Below are 16,523 nucleotides of genomic sequence, written 5' to 3'. Positions count from 1 at the left end.
GCGGGATCGGTTCCGGGCGGCGCGCCAACCGGGTGAGGTGTCCGCCACACGGGTGGCTCCGGGAGGGCCGCCCAGCACGGGACCGGGGCCCTCGCCGAGCCGCTCAGCCGTCCGTCACCTCGGTCGACGGGGGCTCGTTGCTGCCCGGCCGGGTGCGGACCTCGTCCGTGCACTCGTAGCGGCGCGGGGGCGCGGTGGTGGGGCCGCCCAGGATGACCGAGCCGTCGCCCTCCGCCGCCGAGGAGTCCGAGAAGGTGCAGACGATCTGGGCCAGGGCGAACGACGTGAGGTCCTCGGGCGACACGCTCAGCCGGAGGGTCTCCTCCGGGTCGTCGCGGCGCGGGCCGGTGACGCCCATGGCGCCCCGCACGTCCGTGGTGTAGCCCGCCTCCTTCTCGGCCGGTGACGGTGTCGCCTCCAGCTCGTCCAGCAGGCCCTGGGCCACCAGGACGCGGCGGGCCGAGTCCGCCGTGCCCTCCGGTACGCGTACGGTCCGGTCCACCGCGACCAGTTGGGAGCCGCACAGCAGGAAGACCTGCACGGGCAGCCCCCGGGCGGCCTGCGTCGACACGTTCGGTTCCGAAAGGGAGCAGTGCACGCGGGAGGGGGCCGGCCCGAAGTCGGTGGGCACCTCCGTGGAACGTATGCCGCAGCCGGCGAGCAGGGCGCCCGACAGCGCGCAGAGGGCCAGCAGACGATGGCCGAGCTTTTGCATCAGGCGTCTCCCTTCTTCTCGTCGTCGGCGTTCTTGCCGTTGCCGTTGTTCAGCCGCTCCGCCAGATCCGAGGCGTCCCTGGGCAGGGTGAGGGTGAACACCGCACCGCCCTCGGGGGAGTTGGCGGCGGTGATCTCGCCGCCGTGGATGTGGGCGTTCTCCAGGGCGATGGACAGGCCCAGGCCGCTGCCCTCGGAGCGGGGGCGGGAGGCGCTGGCCTTGTAGAACCGGTCGAAGACGTGCGGCAGGACGTCCTCGGGGATGCCGGGGCCGTGGTCCCGGACCTCGATGACGACCGAGTCGTCCGCCTCGCGGACCGCGACGCGCACCGGGGAGCCGCCGTGCTTGAGGGCGTTGCCGATGAGGTTGGCCAGGATGACGTCCAGGCGGCGCGGGTCGAGGCGGGCCACGATGCCGCGCGCGGCGTCCAGGTCGACCGCGTCCAGCCAGGCGCGGGCGTCGATGCAGGCCGTGATCTGGTCGGCGACGTCGACGTCGTCGAGGACGAGACGGGCCGTGCCCGCGTCGAAGCGGGTGACCTCCATCAGGTTCTCCACCAGGTCGTTCAGCCGGCGGGTCTCGCTGACGACGAGGCGTACGGCAGGCTCGATCATGGGGTCCATCGAGCCGGACTCCGCCTCCAGCTCCTCCTCCAGCACCTCGGTCACGGCCGTGATCGCGGTCAGCGGGGTGCGCAGTTCGTGGGACATGTCGGCCACGAAGCGGCGGGAGGACTCGTCGCGCGAGGCCATGTCGGCGACCCGCTTCTCCAGCGCCGCGGCCGCGTTGTTGAACGTCCGGGACAGGTCGGCCAGTTCGTCCGTGCCGGAGACGCGCAGACGGGTGTCCAGCTTGCCCTCGCCGAGGCGGCGGGCGGCGACCCCGAGGCGCTGCACCGGCTTCAGTACGGTCGTGGCGGCGGCCTGCGCGAGCAGCGCGGAGCCGATCAGGGCGAGGCCCGTGGCGATGCCGAGCGACCAGGCCAGCGAGTTGAGGTCCTTGGCCTCCTGCTCCAGCGACTTGAGCATGTACCCCGTCGGACCGCCGCCGTTGACCTTCGTGCCGGCGATCAGATACGGGGTGTCGTTCTCCACGATCCGCTGCCAGTACAGGTGGTACTCGGCCTTGTTGGTGGAGTTGACCTGCTGCTTCTCGTTCACCGCGGTGCGCAGCGACTCGGGCACGTCAGCGAGGGTGAAGCCGTCCAGGCCGCCGGAGCTGCCGTACGCGGGCTGGCCGGCGGCGTCCTGGGCGACGAGGAGGACGCTGAAGCGCTGGCTGCTGTTGGCCATCTGACCGGCGGTGTGCTGGAGTTCGTCCTGCGTGGGCTCCTGCGGCAGCAGGCCCGCGCGGTTCTGCATCTCCTGCTCGAAGTCGCGCAGCACCGCGTCCTGCGTCCGGGTCAGGACCGCCTCACGGTTGAGCCAGTACGCGATGCCGGACGCCGACACGGCGGCCGTGAGCGCGACCAGACCGAAGACGACCACCAGCCGCAGCCGCAGGCTGGTGAAACGCAGCCTCGACCACACTCCCTTGCGAGCCGCGACCCAGCCGCGGAATCCCCCCTGCGCGTCCGTCACTGAGGCGCGTCCAGGCGGTAGCCGACACCGCGGACGGTACGGATGAGCGTGGGGGACGACGGGACGTCCTCGACCTTGGCGCGCAGCCGCTGGACACACGCGTCCACGAGGCGGGAGTCGCCGAGGTAGTCGTGCTCCCAGACCAGGCGCAGCAGCTGCTGGCGGGACAGGGCCTGGCCCGGCCGGCGGCTCAGTTCGAGCAGCAGACGCAGCTCGGTCGGGGTGAGCTGGAGGTCCTCGCCGTTCTTGGTCACGGTCATCGCGGCGCGGTCGATGACGAGGCTGCCGAAGGTCGCCGCGTCGTTGGACTCCCGCTCGCCGCGCCGCAGCACGGCCCGGATGCGGGCGTCCAGGACCCGCCCCTGCACGGGTTTGACGATGTAGTCGTCCGCGCCGGACTCCAGTCCGACCACGATGTCGATGTCGTCATTGCGCGCGGTCAGCAGGATGATCGGCAGCTGGTCGGTGCGCCGGATGCGACGGCAGACCTCGAAGCCGTCGATGCCGGGCAGCATCACGTCCAGCACGATCAGGTCCGGCCGCTGCTCACGCAGCAGTTTCAGACCGTCCTCGCCGGTGGCAGCGGTGGCCACCCGGTGTCCCTGGCGCGTCAGTGAGAGCTCCAGGGCCGTGCGGATGGCGTCGTCGTCCTCGATCAGCAACAGGGAAGGCACGGGGCACATTCTGGCCCATGCGGGGGTGGTCTTTCGACACCTGTACGAGCAGTACGGATACGTGCGCGTAGCGCTGCTCACTGTGCTCGCGCTGTGCCGGTGCCGGGGGCGGGCTGTGGCACAGGCCCCTGTGACAGGTCTGTGACAGTCGGCGGACACAGCGATGAAGGTGCCCGGGCAAGCTTTTCGGCACAGGCAAGACAGCAGGACGCAACACAGCGAGCCGCACCAAGCAGAACACCGGAAGTCCACGACGGGGGGCGCGAGATGAACACGCTGCACGGCACCAGCAACAGCGCAGTGATCACGCGTCTGCACGACGTGAACGGGGGCCGGGGTTCCGAGAAGTCCGGTGCCGTGAGCGGGCGGGGGTGCGCTCGCGGCACCGGGCGTCAGCACACCGTGTACATGACGGTGGTTGACAGTTCCACGGGGGAAACGCACGGGGGAGCCGCGTACAGGGAGGACTCGGGGGAGCGTCGTCGCCCGACGACGGAGGCCGTGGACGCCGAAGCGGCGTTCACCGCCTACGTCCAGGAGCGCCGCGCCTCCCTGTACGCGACCGCCTACCACCTCACCGGTGACCGCTTCGAGGCCGAGGACCTGCTGCAGAGCGCGCTGTTCTCGACGTACAAGGCGTGGGACCGGATCAGTGACAAGGCCGCGGTCGGCGGATACCTCCGCCGCACCATGACGAATCTGCACATCAGCGCGTGGCGCCGCCGCAAGCTGAACGAGTACCCGACCGAGGAGCTGCCGGAGACGCCCGGCGACACGGACGCGATGCGCGGCACCGAGCTGCGCGCGGTCCTGTGGCAGGCGCTGGCCCGGCTGCCCGAACTCCAGCGGACGATGCTGGTCCTTCGCTACTACGAGGGCCGCACCGACCCGGAGATCGCGGAGATCCTCGGCATCAGTGTCGGCACGGTGAAGTCGAGCATCTGGCGGTCGCTCCGCCGGCTGCGCGAGGACGAGGTCCTCAGCTTCGGCCGTGACGAGGAGGACGCCTTCGGGGAGCTTGTCGCCTGAAGGTCCGGGGGGACCGCGGGGGAGCGGTAACAAGGGGGGGACCACGGGGGCTGGGGGGCCAACGGGGGACCCACCGAGGAGGGGAAGCACGGGGGAACGGGGGATGCTCCGCCACGGGGGACGTGGGCGGAGCACAACGTGAGCGGGGCTGGAGGGCCGGGGGGTCCGTCCAGTCCCGCTTCGCTGTGCGGTCAGCGGGCGGCCATGGGAGCCGCCTCGGCGGGACTGTCCCCCACGGCGACGCCTTCGGCGGGATCGATCCCCTCGATCGCGTAGACGCCGGTCGTGCTCTCGGGGATGCCGGCCTCCCCGTCGTTCGGGGTGTCGTCGCACTCCGGGACCGTGGCGGTTCCCAGCCGCTCGCCGACGGTGAAGACCGACTTCTCGGTGGGCAGGTAGTCGCGGCCGTCGTAGGTCACCAGGCCCGAACAGGAGGCCCCGGCCGAGGTCCCGCCGCTCGCGCCGCCCGTACAACCGGCCACCGCCAGTACCGCCACCGTCACGAGCAGAGCCGCACGCTTCATCGTCGTCCTTTTCCGTCGCAAGATCTCAGGCCTACGACGGAGGAGGCGCCGTCTTCGTTCAGGCGGCCGGAGTCGCCGCCGGGCGGCGTCCTGCCGCTGCCGCGGTCAGCCGGCCCAGGGCCTCGTCGCGGTCGCAGGCGTGTGCGCCCAGGGACGTCTGGTGGGCGACGATCGAGCGCTCCAGGCGCATCAGGCGCCAGCCGCGGCGCAGCAGGAAGGGCACCGACTTGCGGCCCTCCTTGAGATCGCGCAGGAAGCGGCGGCGGAAGGTCTTCATCGGTCCGCGGCTCAGGCACAGCGCGTCGGCCAGCACGCCGAGTTCCCGGCAGCGCGTGACGATCTCGGCCGCGAAGATGCCCTCGGCGATGAAGAGCGGGGTTCGCCCGATGTCGACCGTCTCCGCGCCGGTGCGGGCGCTCAGCGAGATGTCGTACACCGGCACGTCCGTACGGCCCGTGCGGCAGAGTTCCGCGATCGCGGCCACGGCCGTGTCCGCGTCCCAGGAGTCGGGGTGGTCCCAGTCGATGTCGGAACTCGCCGGGACCAGGGGCAGAGTCGGGTCGTCGCCTTCTTTGTAGAAGTCGTCGAGCCGCAGCACCGGAAGACCGGAGCGGGCCGCGAGAAGGGACTTGCCGGAGCCGGAGGGGCCGCAGAGCAGCACGACTCGCGTCGGTATGGGCGATGGGGAACTCACGGGACACCAGTGTGAGGCATCGAGGGGCCCGGGAACGACCCGGCGGACCACGTTTGATGCGCGGATCACACCGCGACTGCACGCGGCGTTAACCCGGCCGCCCCGCCTCCGCGCGCGGCAGAGAGCCGCGCCTCCCCGGGACGGCGGGGAAGCGCGGCTCTCCGGTCTCGGTGCCGGCCGGGCCTCAGTAGGACGAGCCGGACGCGCCCAGCGAGCCCGTCGGGTGCCAGACCGTCTTGGTCTCCAGGAACGCCGTCATACGGTCGATGCCGGGCGTGGCGGCGTGATCCACAGGCTGTGGACGCAGCACGCGCTTGAGGTTGTCCGCCGCCGCGATCTCCAGCTCCTTGGCCAGGTCCTCGTCGGCGCCCGCCAGGTCGATCGCGTTGACGTCCTGGTGGGCGGCGAGCGGCGTGGCGATCTCCGCCGTACGGCCGGACAGGACGTTGACGACACCGCCGGGCAGGTCGGAGGTGGCCAGCACCTCGCCCAGGGACAGGGCGGGCAGCGGGGCCTTCTCCGACGCCACCACGATCGCCGTGTTGCCCGTCGCGATCACCGGGGCGAGCACGTTCACCAGACCCAGGAACGACGACTCCTGCGGGGCCACGATCGCGACCACGCCGGTCGGCTCGGGCGAGGACAGGTTGAAGAACGGGCCCGCGACCGGGTTCCCGCCGCCCACGACCTGGGCGATCTTGTCCGTCCAGCCCGCGTACCAGACCCAGCGGTCGATCGCCGCGTCGACCTGAGCGGCCGCCTTCGACTTCGACAGGCCCTCGGCGTCGGCGACTTCGCGGACGTACTGATCGCGGCGGCCCTCCAGCATCTCGGCGATGCGGTAGAGGATCTGGCCGCGGTTGTACGCCGTCGCGCCGGACCAGCCGCCGAACGCCTTGCGCGCGGCGACCACGGCGTCACGGGCGTCCTTGCGGGAGGAGAGGGGCACGTTGGCCAGCCAGTTGCCCTTCGAGTCGGTCACTTCGTACACCCGGCCGCTTTCGGAGCGGGGGAACTTGCCCCCGACGTACAGCTTGTAGGTCTTGAAGACGGAGAGTCGGGTCGCGTCAACTGTGTTTTTCATCGCTCGCCCTCCGGGCTCGACGGGGCGAGGTACGCCTCCAGGCCGTGGCGGCCGCCCTCGCGGCCGAAGCCCGACTCCTTGTAACCGCCGAACGGCGAGGTCGGGTCGAACTTGTTGAACGTGTTGGACCAGATCACGCCTGCGCGCAGCTTGTTCGCGACCGCGAGGATCCGCGAGCCCTTCTCGGTCCAGATACCGGCCGACAGGCCGTACGGCGTGTTGTTGGCCTTGGCGACGGCCTCGTCCGGCGTACGGAACGTCAGCACCGACAGCACCGGGCCGAAGATCTCGTCGCGGGCGATCCGGTGCGCCTGGGTGACGTTCGTGAACAGCGTCGGCGCGAACCAGTAGCCGCTCTCCGGGATGTCACAGGCCGGCGACCAGCGCTCGGCGCCCTCCGCCTCGCCCTGCTCGACGAGCGAGGTGATCCGGGTGAGCTGCTCCTCGGAGTTGATCGCGCCGATGTCGGTGTTCTTGTCCAGCGGGTCGCCGAGGCGGAGCGTGGAGAGCCGGCGCTTGAGGGAGTCCAGCAGCTCGTCCTGGATCGACTCCTGGACCAGCAGCCGGCTGCCGGCGCAGCAGACCTGGCCCTGGTTGAAGAAGATGCCGTTGACGATGCCCTCGACGGCCTGGTCGATCGGGGCGTCGTCGAAGACGATGTTGGCGCCCTTGCCGCCCAGTTCCAGGGTGACCTTCTTGCGGGTGCCGGCGATCGTGCGGGCGATCTCCTTGCCGACGGCCGTGGAGCCGGTGAAGGCGACCTTGTTCACGTCCGGGTGCGCGACGACGGCGGCGCCCGCGTCGCCGTATCCGGGAAGGATGTTGACGACGCCCTTGGGCAGGCCCGCCTGGCGGCAGATGTCCGCGAAGAAGAGCGCGGAGAGGGGGGTCGTCTCGGCGGGCTTCAGGACGACCGTGTTGCCGGTCGCGAGCGCCGGGGCGATCTTCCACGCCAGCATGAGGAGCGGGAAGTTCCAGGGGATGACCTGGCCCGCGACGCCCAGCGGGCGGGGGTTCGCGCCGAAGCCCGCGTGGTCGAGCTTGTCGGCCCAGCCCGCGTAGTAGAAGAAGTGCGCTGCGACCAGCGGGAGGTCCGCGTCGCGGGTCTCCTTGATCGGCTTGCCGTTGTCCAGGGTTTCGAGCACGGCGAGCTCACGGGCTCGTTCCTGGATGATCCGGGCGATGCGGAAGAGGTACTTCGCGCGCTCCGAGCCCGGCAGCGCCGACCACTTCTCGAACGCCTTGCGGGCCGCCTTCACGGCACGGTCCACGTCCGCCTCGCCCGCCTGGGCGATCTCGGCGAGGACCTCCTCGGTGGACGGCGAGACGGTCTTGAAGACCTTGCCGTCGGCCGCCTCCACGAACTCGCCGTCGATGAACAGGCCGTACGACGGCGCGATGTCGACGATCGAGCGGGACTCGGGGGCCGGTGCGTATTCGAATACCGATGCCATGGTGATCAGTCCACCGTCACGTAGTCGGGGCCGGAGTAGCGGCCGGTGGCCAGCTTCTGCCGCTGCATCAGCAGGTCGTTCAGAAGCGAGGAGGCGCCGAAGCGGAACCAGTGGTTGTCGAGCCAGTCCTCGCCGGCGGTCTCGTTGACCAGCACGAGGAACTTGATGGCGTCCTTGGTCGTCCTGATCCCGCCGGCCGGCTTCACACCGACCTGGATGCCGGTCTGGGCGCGGAAGTCCCGCACCGCTTCCAGCATAAGGAGGGTGTTCGGGGGAGTGGCGTTCACCGCGACCTTGCCGGTCGACGTCTTGATGAAGTCGGCGCCGCCCAGCATGCCGAGCCAGCTCGCCCGCCGGATGTTGTCGTAGGTCGACAGCTCGCCCGTCTCGAAGATGACCTTGAGGCGGGCCGCCCCGCAGGCCTCCTTCACGGCGACGATCTCGTCGTAGACCTTCATGTAGTTCCCGGCGAGGAACGCGCCCCGGTCGATGACCATGTCGATCTCGTCGGCGCCGGCGGCGACGGCCTCGCGGACGTCCGCCAGCTTCACCCCGAGGGGCGCGCGGCCCGCGGGGAAGGCGGTCGCGACCGAGGCGACCTTCACGGTCGACCCGGCGACGGCCTCCTTGGCGGTGGCCACCATGTCGGGATAGACGCAGACGGCGGCCGTCGGCGGCACCGTGCGGTCGGTCGGGTCGGGACGGACCGCCTTGGCGCCGAGCGCCCGGACCTTGCCCGGGGTGTCCGCGCCTTCCAGCGTCGTCAGGTCGACCATCGAGATGGCGAGGTCGATGGCGTACGCCTTGGCGGTCGTCTTGATGGAACGGGTACCGAGGGACGCGGCCCGCCCCTCCAGGCCGACCGCGTCGACACCCGGCAGCCCGTGGAGGAAGCGGCGCAGCGTGCTGTCGGACGCGGTGACGTCCGTGAGTGCGTGAGCTGCGGCAGATGCATTGGTGGGCATGGTCACCAGACGAGCATATCTACGCGCGTAGCGGCTGTACACCCCGAGGAGGTGGCTTGCTGTGATCGCGGGTGGCATCACGCCCTGAGGGGCGCGGGGAACTGCGCGACCAGCCACACGCGGCCCGCGTCCGCCATACCGGACCAGAGCCTCTGCGGTGAACGGGCACTCGTTCGAGCGTCGCAGGCATGGGGCACAATCGGGCCCATGACCACCCCGGAGCATCAGCCCCCCACCCCGGACCCCGCCACGAAGGACCGGGTCTACCGCTCGCCCATGGGCATCGTCGGCGGCGTCCTGCTGCTGCTCATCGTGCTCTGGCTCGGTCTCGACGCCCTGCTGCGCGGCGAGAGCCGCACGCAGTGGCTCGCGCTCGCGGCGCTGATCCTCCTCGTGCCGATGGTGACCGCGTTCACCCTGCGCCCCGCCGTCTACGCCAACGAGGAGCGGCTGAGGATCCGCAACCCGCTCCGTGTGATCGTGCTGCCCTGGGGGCAGATCGCCGCGCTGCGCTCCGGCTACTCGAACGAGGTCGTCGCCAAGTCCGGCACCAAGTTCCAGCTGTGGGCGGTGCCGGTGTCGCTGCGGGCCCGCAAGAAGGCCGCGCGGCGCACGGCCCGGGCTGCCGCGGACCGCAGCGCCGCCGCGCGCGGTGAGCGGCGTGGGGGCGGTGGCATGGGGTTCGGCGGGCTCGGTGTGCCGCGGGCGGACGTCGACGCGGACGGGCCCATGCGGGCCGAGACCGACAAGGTCATGGACGATCTGCGTCAGCTGCTGGAGCATCGCGAGAACGCGGAGTCCGCGCAGGGTGAGGTGACCGTGCGGTGGGCGTACGAGGTGGTGGGGCCGGCCGTGGCGGGGGCCGTGCTGCTGGTGATTCTGCTGGCGATCGGCTGAGCGGGGCGCGACCCGAAAGGGTGCCTCCGCGTGGGGGCACCCTTTCGAGAGGGATCACGGGGTGGCGGTGCGGATCAGATGCCTGCCGCCGTGGACAGGTCCCGCTTGATCGTCGCCAGGAGGTCGGTCGCCTTGGCTCGGGCGGCCGGGAGGTCGGCGTGGGACGCGACCGAGACGACTACCTCCAGGTAGCACTTCAGCTTGGGCTCGGTGCCGCTGGGTCGCACGATGACGCGGGCGCCCTCGAGCGTGTAGCGCAGGCCGTCCGTGGGCGGGAGGGTCTCGGTGCCCTTGGTGAGGTCCTCGGCGCGGGTGATGGCCAGGCCGGCGAGCTCGGTCGGGGGCTGCTCGCGCAGGCGCCGCATGGCGTTCGCGATGACCGACAGGTCCTGGACGCGCACCGAGAGCTGGTCCGTGGCGTGCAGGCCGTGCTCCACGGCGAGGTCGTCCAGCAGGTCGAGGAGCGTGCGGCCCTCGGCCTTGAGGACCGAGGCCAGCTCCGTGATCAGCAGGGCGGCGGTGATGCCGTCCTTGTCGCGTACGCCCTCGGGGTCGACGCAGTAACCGAGGGCCTCCTCGTAGCCGTAGCGCAGGCCTTCGACGCGGGCGATCCACTTGAAGCCGGTGAGGGTCTCCTCGTAGCGGAGGTTCGCCTTCTCGGCGATCCGGCCGAGGAGGGAGGAGGAGACGATCGACTCGGCGAAGGTGCCCTGTGCTCCGCGGTTCACCAGGTGGGCGGCGAGCAGGGAGCCCACCTCGTCGCCGCGGAGCATCCGCCAGTCCGCGCCGTCCTTGACGGCCACGGCGCAGCGGTCGGCGTCCGGGTCGTTGGCGATGACCAGGTCGGGGTCCGTCTCGCGGGCCTTGGCGAAGGCCAGGTCCATCGCGCCGGGCTCTTCCGGGTTGGGGAAGGCGACGGTGGGGAAGTCCGGGTCGGGGTCGGCCTGCTCGGTGACCAGGGCGGGGGTGGGGAAGCCGGCGCGTTCGAAGGCGGCGAGGAGGACGTCCTTGCCGACGCCGTGCATCGCCGTGTAGACGGTGCGGGCGGTGCGCGGAGAGTCGGGGGCGAGGACCGCGTCCGTGCGGGCGAGGTAGGCCTCGAGGACGCTGTCGTCGAGGGTCTCCCAGCCTTCGGTGGGGCGGGGGACGACGGTGAGGGACGGGACCGCGGCGATCTCCTGCGCGATGTCGATGTCCGCGGGCGGGACGATCTGGGAGCCGTCGCCGAGGTAGACCTTGTAGCCGTTGTCTCGGGGCGGGTTGTGGCTGGCGGTGACCTCCACGCCGGCGGCGGCGCCGAGGTGCCTTATCGCGTACGCGAGGACCGGGGTGGGCAGCGGGCGGGGGAGTACGGCGGCGCGCAGGCCGGCGCCGGTCATGACGGCGGCCGTGTCGCGGGCGAAGTCCTCCGACTTGTGGCGGGCGTCGTAGCCGATGACGACGAGGCCGTCCGTGTGGCCCTGCTTCTTGAGGTACGCGGCGAGGCCGGCGGCGGCGCGGATGACGACCGTGCGGTTCATGCGCATCGGGCCGGCGCCGATTTCGCCGCGCAGGCCCGCGGTGCCGAACTGGAGGGTGCCGGCGAAGCGGTCCGCGAGCTCGGTGAGGTCGCCGGATTCGATGAGCTTGGCGAGCTCGTCGCGGGTCTCCGGGTCGGGGTCCTCGGCGAGCCATGCCTGGGCCCGGGCGATGAGGTCGTCTTGCACGTCGGGTCAGCCTCTCGTGGTCGGTGGGTGCGGGTGTGATGCCTGCGGCGGCCTGCGCGGGTGCGGTGGGGTGCGCGCAGCGCCGACGGTTGTGTCGTGGGGCGGGGCCGGGGTGGGGGGGTGTCCGTCCTCGGTCGGGCGGTTGCCGTACGTCAGGAGAGTCTCCCGCGTTGACGCACGCCGCACCCCCACCCCGTCGCCTCACCGCCGTGGGCGACCGCGACTCCCAGGGGCGCGGACTCGTCAGAGACGGCCCAGCACCTGGCCGAGGAGGGAACCCATCCGCGTCGCGCTGTCGCGGCCCGCCTGGAGGACCTCCTCGTGGTTGAGGGGCTCGCCCGTCATGCCCGCCGCCAGGTTGGTGACGAGGGAGATGCCCAGCACCTCCGCCCCGGCCTCGCGTGCGGCGATCGCCTCCAGGACCGTCGACATGCCCACCAGGTCCGCGCCGATCACGCGGGCCATGCGGATCTCGGCCGGCGTCTCGTAGTGCGGGCCGGGGAACTGGGCGTAGACGCCCTCCTCCAGCGTGGGGTCGATCTCCTTGCACAGGGCGCGCAGGCGGGGGGAGTAGAGGTCGGTGAGGTCGACGAAGTTGGCGCCGATGATGGGGGAGGTGGCCGTGAGGTTGATGTGGTCGCTGATCAGGACCGGCTGGCCGGGGCGCATGCCCTCGCGCAGGCCGCCGCAGCCGTTGGTGAGGACGATCGTCTTGCAGCCGGCCGCCACGGCGGTGCGGACGCCGTGGGATACGGCGGCCACGCCGCGGCCCTCGTAGTAGTGGGTGCGGCCCAGGAAGACCAGGGCGCGCTTGTTGCCGATCCGGTAGGAGCGGACCTTGCCGCCGTGCCCTTCCACCGCCGGCGGGGGGAACCCGGGCAGCTCGGTGACCAGGAACTCGGCCTCGGGGGCGCCGAGGGCGTCCACGGCCGGAGCCCAGCCGGAGCCCATCACGAGGGCGACGTCGTGGGTCTCGGCGCCCGTCAGTTCGCGCAGGCGCGAGGCGGCGGCGTCGGCGGCGGCGTGCGGGTCGCCCTGGATGTCGTCCGGAAGAAGAGATGCGTTCACGCGACTGAGGGTAGCCGGTTTGGGCCTACGCGCGTAGATGACAGAGCTCACGGGATGGCGATCGTTGTCTTGTCGTTTCCAACGAAAACGTGGGGCCGGTGGGGTTGGAGGGGCCTGTGGGTCAGCAGGGGCGCTTGCGCAGCTCCATCACGTAGTCGTGGGGTGCGCCGGCCGACTCCGCCGCGTCCGCGATCTCGCCCAGGTAGCGGGCCGACGGCAGGCCGCCCTCGTAGGCGTTCAGGACGTACGTCCAGGCCTGCTCCTCGCCCTCCAGGGTGTGCACCCGGACCCGGAGGCGGCGGTATATGCCCAGCCCCACGCCCTCCCAGCGATCGAGGGAGTCCTCGTCCATCGGGGCGACGTCGTACAGGGAGACGAAGACCTGTTCCAACGGGTCCTCGACGAGCGTTGCGAGCGCGCCCTCCCAGCCCAGCTGCTCGCCCCCGAACGTCAGCCGCCAGCCGTTCAGCCAGCCGGTGGCGCGCAGCGGCGAGTGCGGGGCGCGGCGGGTCATCAGCCGCGCGTCGAGATTGCCGGCGTACGCGGCGTAGAGCGACATGGGGAGAGGGTACGGCAGGTGGATCGTGTGCCCCTCCCGTAACGGTGGTGTCTCGGGCGGGGCCCCGGGCAGTGGCTTGGTGAGGTGTGCGGGACAATGGAGTACGTGACTCGGATCGTGATCATCGGTGGCGGACCCGGCGGATACGAAGCGGCGCTGGTCGCCGCTCAGCTCGGCGCGGAGGTGACCGTCGTCGACTGCGACGGTCTGGGCGGGGCGTCGGTGCTCACCGACTGCGTGCCGTCGAAGACCCTGATCGCCACGGCCGAGGTGATGACGACCTTCGACTCCTCCTACGAGGAGCTGGGGATCATCGTCGCCGACGACACCCCGCACATCGACACGCCCGCCCGCGTCGTGGGCGTCGACCTGGGCAAGGTCAACCGGCGTGTCAAGCGGCTCGCGCTCGCGCAGTCCCACGACATCACCGCTTCGGTGACGCGGGCCGGCGCGCGGGTGATGCGCGGCCGGGGGCGGCTGGAGGGCATGCAGGGGCTCGACGGGTCGCGCAAGGTCGTGGTGAGCGCCGCGGACGGGAGTGAGGAGACGCTCGTCGCGGACGCGGTTCTGATCGCCACCGGGGGTCATCCGCGTGAGCTGCCCGACGCCCAGCCCGACGGTGAGCGGATTCTCAACTGGACCCAGGTCTACGACCTCAACGAGCTGCCCGAGGAGCTCATCGTGGTCGGGTCGGGTGTCACCGGCGCCGAGTTCGCCGGTGCCTACCAGGCGCTCGGGTCGCGGGTCACCCTCGTGTCGTCCCGTGACCGTGTGCTGCCGGGTGAGGACCCGGACGCGGCGGCCGTGCTGGAGGACGTCTTCCGGCGGCGTGGCATGAACGTCATGGCGCGCTCGCGCGCCGCCGCCGCCAAGCGGGTCGGCGACCGGGTCGAGGTCACGCTCGCCGACGGGCGCGTCATCAGCGGCACCCACTGCCTCATGGCCGTCGGCGCCATCCCGAACTCCGAGGGCATGGGCCTGGAGGAGGCCGGCGTCAAGCTGCGCGAGTCCGGGCACATCTGGACCGACAAGGTGTCCAGGACGACCGCGCCCGGTGTGTACGCCGCCGGTGACGTCACCGGTGTCTTCGCGCTCGCCTCGGTGGCCGCCATGCAGGGTCGTATCGCCATGTACCACTTCCTGGGCGATGCCGTGGCTCCGCTGAACCTGAAGACCGTGTCGTCGAACGTGTTCACCGACCCCGAGATCGCCACCGTCGGCTACACGCAGGCCGACGTGGACGCGGGCAAGATCGACGCCCGGGTCGTCAAGCTGCCGCTGCTGCGCAACCCGCGCGCGAAGATGCAGGGCATCCGGGACGGTTTCGTCAAGATCTTCTGCCGGCCGGGCACGGGCATCGTGGTCGGCGGTGTGGTCGTCTCCCCGCGCGCCTCGGAACTGATCCACCCGATCTCGATCGCGGTCGACAACAATCTGACGGTCGAACAGATCGCGAACGCCTTCACCGTGTACCCCTCCCTTTCGGGCTCGATCGCCGAGGTGGCACGGCAGCTGCACACTCGGAAGTCCGGCGGCGAACTCTGACGGCTGAAACCGATTCGTCGCTGGTCACGGGGAGTTGTCGAGCATGCGTACGGCATAGGCGGGGAGACTAGGCTCTATACCACTCCTTGCCCTTGCGTGCGAACAACTTCTGTTATTCGGCGCAAACTGCTGAAACCAGACGGTCGTTGGGGTTACTGTCAGTTTCGTGTTCGCTGCAGAACGTCGCCAATTGATCCTCGAAATGGTGCGAGCGAACGGGGCCGTGTCGCTCCGTGAGCTCGCCCGCGTCGTCCAGACCTCCGAAGTGACCGTACGGCGGGACGTGCGCGCACTGGAGGCAGAAGGACTCCTCGACCGCCGGCACGGCGGTGCGGTATTGCCGGGCGGGTTCACGCGGGAGTCCGGCTTTCCGCAGAAGTCACATCTCGCGACCGCCGAGAAGACCGCCATCGCCGACCTCGCCGCGAACTTCGTGGAGGAGGGCGAGGCGATCGTCGTCGGGGCGGGGACCACCACCCAGGAACTGGCCCGCCGGCTCGCCCGGGTGCCCGGACTGACCGTCGTCACCAACTCCCTCCTGGTCGCACAGGCGTTGGCCCATGCCAACCGGGTCGAGGTCGTGATGACGGGCGGTACGCTCCGCGGCTCCAACTACGCCCTCGTCGGCAGCGGAGCCGAGCAGTCCCTGCAAGGACTGCGGGTGTCGCGCGCCTTCCTCTCCGGGAGCGGGCTCACCGCCGAGCGCGGGCTGTCCACGTCCAACATGCTCTCCGCGTCCGTCGACCGGGCGCTGGTCCAGGCGGCCGCCGAGGTCGTCGTCCTCGCCGATCACACGAAGCTCGGCACGGACACGATGTTCCAGACGGTGCCGACGGACGTCATCACGCGGTTGGTGACCGATGAGCCGCCGGCTCATGACGACCGTGCCCACACCGAGCTGCAGGCCCTTGCCGATCAGGGGGTGCAGATCGCCGTGGCCGGGGCGAGCGGGGCACCGGGGGGTGACGAGGTCCCGGCGCGGCGACAGACGCGTGCGCTGCCGGGGCCGAGGCGAGGGCAGGTCCCTCCGGGGGGCGGGCCGGGGTTGCGCAGTGCCGCCACGGTGCTCGGTGAGCCCGGGGGCGAGCGGGAGCGCGCGCGGGTCGCGGACATGCGGCGGCGGTAGTTCGGCTGCTCGCCGCAGGGCGTGTGCGGATACGCGAGTGTGGGGTGTGTCCCCGCCTGTCGTGGAGCCGCACATCGTGCCCCTAGGCGGGCTTCAGGCCCCGGAGTGTCAGGTGCAGCAATCTGTCCGCCAACTCCGGGTCCCCCGGTGTCTCCTCCGCCGCCAGCGCGATCGCGTGGGTGAGCTGGAGCAGGTCGCCGATCGCCACGTCGGGACGGACTGTTCCCGCCTCCTGGGCCCGTGACAGCAGTGCGCCGCCCGCCTCTCTGATGGGGTCGCTGCACCGGGCCAGGGCGGAGGATTTGTCGTCGGACACCGACATCAGGGCGTGGGCCAGGCCGCGGTACTCGCCCGCGTGCGTGACCATCTCGCGCAGCCACGTCACCAGAGCCGCGCACGGCTCCGGCGAGCGCAGGAGCTCCCGGGAGCGGGCCAGCAGGTCGCCGGCCGCCTCCTCGAAGACCGCGCTCAACAAGGCGTCGCGGTTGGGGAAGTGGCGGTACAGGGTGCCGATGCCGACGCCCGCCCGGCGGGCCACGTCCTCCAGGGACGCGTCCGTGCCGTGCTCGGCGAACGCGGAGCGGGCCTCGGTGAGCAGACGCTCGTGATTGCGGCGGGCGTCGGCGCGCATGGCACGTGATGGTGCCGCCACGCCGGGGCTCTCCGTGGCATCGCTCGAAGTCGCGCCCGCCATGCCCGCACCCGCCTTTCGCCCGCCCGGTGTGCCTCCAGAATGCCACCGGGCACAGAACGAGGCGCCCGGCGGACTGTCAGCTCCAGTCCGCCGGGCGCCTCGTCGCCGTATCCGTCAGTCCTTGATCTCGCAGATGGGGGCGCCGGAGGTGAGGGAGGCGCCGACCTCGGCGGCCAGGCCCTTGATGGTGCCGGCCTTGTGCGCGTTCA

At 71.3% G+C, this 16,523-nt stretch carries 16 protein-coding genes; 4 read left to right on the top strand and 12 right to left on the bottom strand.

Annotation, left to right across the window (positions count from 1 at the left end):
* Nucleotides 1–103: 103 nt before the first annotated feature.
* From ACIRD7_RS26660 to afsQ1, 3 genes are read right to left on the bottom strand one after another with little or no spacing between them, the layout of a single operon-like run.
* A complete protein-coding gene (locus tag ACIRD7_RS26660; protein WP_403457554.1) occupies nt 104–715 on the bottom strand; it encodes a hypothetical protein in 612 nt (203 codons plus the stop codon).
* Complete coding sequence (locus ACIRD7_RS26655) at nt 715–2,295, bottom strand: ATP-binding protein (protein ID WP_403457553.1); 1,581 nt, start codon at nt 2,293–2,295, stop codon at nt 715–717. The genes ACIRD7_RS26660 and ACIRD7_RS26655 overlap by 1 nt, the downstream gene beginning before the upstream one ends.
* On the bottom strand, nt 2,292–2,969 hold the full coding sequence (gene afsQ1 / locus ACIRD7_RS26650; RefSeq protein WP_403457551.1) for a two-component system response regulator AfsQ1: 678 nt from the start codon (nt 2,967–2,969) through the stop codon (nt 2,292–2,294). Before afsQ1 ends, ACIRD7_RS26655 begins: the two co-directional genes overlap by 4 nt.
* A 267-nt stretch (nt 2,970–3,236) precedes the next feature.
* Here afsQ1 and ACIRD7_RS26645 point away from each other — a divergent pair, with 267 nt between their 5' ends.
* Nucleotides 3,237–3,998, top strand: coding sequence for a SigE family RNA polymerase sigma factor (locus tag ACIRD7_RS26645; RefSeq protein WP_403457550.1), 762 nt, complete (start codon nt 3,237–3,239; stop codon nt 3,996–3,998).
* A gap of 191 nt (nt 3,999–4,189) precedes the next feature.
* Here the strand turns inward: ACIRD7_RS26645 and ACIRD7_RS26640 are convergent, their stop codons facing one another.
* The 5 genes from ACIRD7_RS26640 to deoC all read right to left on the bottom strand — a co-directional run bounded on the left by ACIRD7_RS26640 (nt 4,190) and on the right by deoC (nt 8,725).
* Entirely contained in the window at nt 4,190–4,522 is a 333-nt protein-coding gene (locus ACIRD7_RS26640; RefSeq protein ID WP_403457549.1) for a DUF6281 family protein, read from the bottom strand.
* A 58-nt stretch (nt 4,523–4,580) separates the two neighbouring features.
* Complete coding sequence (locus ACIRD7_RS26635; RefSeq protein WP_403457548.1) at nt 4,581–5,216, bottom strand: uridine kinase; 636 nt, start codon at nt 5,214–5,216, stop codon at nt 4,581–4,583.
* A gap of 184 nt (nt 5,217–5,400) precedes the next feature.
* Complete coding sequence (locus tag ACIRD7_RS26630) at nt 5,401–6,300, bottom strand: aldehyde dehydrogenase family protein (protein ID WP_403457547.1); 900 nt, start codon at nt 6,298–6,300, stop codon at nt 5,401–5,403.
* On the bottom strand, nt 6,297–7,754 hold the full coding sequence (locus tag ACIRD7_RS26625) for an aldehyde dehydrogenase family protein (protein WP_403457546.1): 1,458 nt from the start codon (nt 7,752–7,754) through the stop codon (nt 6,297–6,299). Before ACIRD7_RS26625 ends, ACIRD7_RS26630 begins: the two co-directional genes overlap by 4 nt.
* Nucleotides 7,755–7,759: 5 nt before the next feature.
* Nucleotides 7,760–8,725: a deoxyribose-phosphate aldolase gene (gene deoC, locus ACIRD7_RS26620; RefSeq protein WP_403457545.1), complete on the bottom strand. Its 966-nt coding sequence runs from the start codon at nt 8,723–8,725 to the stop codon at nt 7,760–7,762.
* A 201-nt stretch (nt 8,726–8,926) separates the two neighbouring features.
* On the opposite strand from deoC, the gene ACIRD7_RS26615 reads away from it, so the two are divergent.
* Nucleotides 8,927–9,616, top strand: coding sequence for a PH domain-containing protein (locus ACIRD7_RS26615; RefSeq protein WP_403457544.1), 690 nt, complete (start codon nt 8,927–8,929; stop codon nt 9,614–9,616).
* A 74-nt stretch (nt 9,617–9,690) separates the two neighbouring features.
* On the opposite strand, the gene ACIRD7_RS26610 is transcribed toward ACIRD7_RS26615, so the two are convergent.
* The 3 genes from ACIRD7_RS26610 to ACIRD7_RS26600 form a co-directional block, all read right to left on the bottom strand.
* Nucleotides 9,691–11,322: a phospho-sugar mutase gene (locus ACIRD7_RS26610; RefSeq protein WP_403457542.1), complete on the bottom strand. Its 1,632-nt coding sequence runs from the start codon at nt 11,320–11,322 to the stop codon at nt 9,691–9,693.
* Between the two features lie 243 nt (nt 11,323–11,565).
* Nucleotides 11,566–12,390 carry a purine-nucleoside phosphorylase gene (locus ACIRD7_RS26605; protein WP_403457541.1) on the bottom strand — a complete coding sequence of 275 codons (825 nt, stop codon included), beginning with the start codon at nt 12,388–12,390 and terminating at the stop codon, nt 11,566–11,568.
* 121 nt (nt 12,391–12,511) lie between these two features.
* Nucleotides 12,512–12,949: a gamma-glutamylcyclotransferase gene (locus ACIRD7_RS26600; RefSeq protein WP_403457540.1), complete on the bottom strand. Its 438-nt coding sequence runs from the start codon at nt 12,947–12,949 to the stop codon at nt 12,512–12,514.
* A gap of 96 nt (nt 12,950–13,045) precedes the next feature.
* On the opposite strand from ACIRD7_RS26600, the gene ACIRD7_RS26595 reads away from it, so the two are divergent.
* Together ACIRD7_RS26595 and ACIRD7_RS26590 are read left to right on the top strand one after the other, a co-directional pair.
* Nucleotides 13,046–14,494 carry an NAD(P)H-quinone dehydrogenase gene (locus tag ACIRD7_RS26595; RefSeq protein WP_403457539.1) on the top strand — a complete coding sequence of 483 codons (1,449 nt, stop codon included), beginning with the start codon at nt 13,046–13,048 and terminating at the stop codon, nt 14,492–14,494.
* Between the two features lie 166 nt (nt 14,495–14,660).
* A complete protein-coding gene (locus tag ACIRD7_RS26590) occupies nt 14,661–15,620 on the top strand; it encodes a DeoR/GlpR family DNA-binding transcription regulator (RefSeq protein ID WP_403457538.1) in 960 nt (319 codons plus the stop codon).
* Nucleotides 15,621–15,702: 82 nt separating this feature from the next.
* Here the strand turns inward: ACIRD7_RS26590 and ACIRD7_RS26585 are convergent, their stop codons facing one another.
* Nucleotides 15,703–16,251 (bottom strand): TetR/AcrR family transcriptional regulator, encoded by a 549-nt coding sequence (locus ACIRD7_RS26585; RefSeq protein WP_403457536.1) that lies wholly within the window; start codon nt 16,249–16,251, stop codon nt 15,703–15,705.
* Between the last annotated feature and the right edge of the window lie 272 nt (nt 16,252–16,523).

Origin of the sequence: Streptomyces sp. NPDC093568 (assembly GCF_044764945.1) — a bacterium.
Classification (GTDB): Bacteria; Actinomycetota; Actinomycetes; order Streptomycetales; family Streptomycetaceae; genus Streptomyces.
The sequence above is the reverse complement of the archived record's forward strand: the minus strand, read 5'-3'. Positions and strand labels throughout refer to the sequence as shown.

Excerpts from the sequence above, each read along its gene's own strand:
- ACIRD7_RS26660 (WP_403457554.1), bottom strand. The coding sequence starts at position 715 with ATGCAAAAGCTCGGCCATCGTCTGCTGGCCCTCTGCGCGCTGTCGGGC.
- ACIRD7_RS26585 (WP_403457536.1), bottom strand. The coding sequence starts at position 16,251 with ATGCGCGCCGACGCCCGCCGCAATCACGAGCGTCTGCTCACCGAGGCC.
- ACIRD7_RS26625 (WP_403457546.1), bottom strand. The coding sequence starts at position 7,754 with ATGGCATCGGTATTCGAATACGCACCGGCCCCCGAGTCCCGCTCGATC.
- ACIRD7_RS26640 (WP_403457549.1), bottom strand. The coding sequence starts at position 4,522 with ATGAAGCGTGCGGCTCTGCTCGTGACGGTGGCGGTACTGGCGGTGGCC.
- ACIRD7_RS26615 (WP_403457544.1), top strand. The coding sequence starts at position 8,927 with ATGACCACCCCGGAGCATCAGCCCCCCACCCCGGACCCCGCCACGAAG.
- ACIRD7_RS26645 (WP_403457550.1), top strand. The coding sequence starts at position 3,237 with ATGAACACGCTGCACGGCACCAGCAACAGCGCAGTGATCACGCGTCTG.
- ACIRD7_RS26595 (WP_403457539.1), top strand. The coding sequence starts at position 13,046 with ATGGAGTACGTGACTCGGATCGTGATCATCGGTGGCGGACCCGGCGGA.
- ACIRD7_RS26600 (WP_403457540.1), bottom strand. The coding sequence starts at position 12,949 with ATGTCGCTCTACGCCGCGTACGCCGGCAATCTCGACGCGCGGCTGATG.
- ACIRD7_RS26630 (WP_403457547.1), bottom strand. The coding sequence starts at position 6,300 with ATGAAAAACACAGTTGACGCGACCCGACTCTCCGTCTTCAAGACCTAC.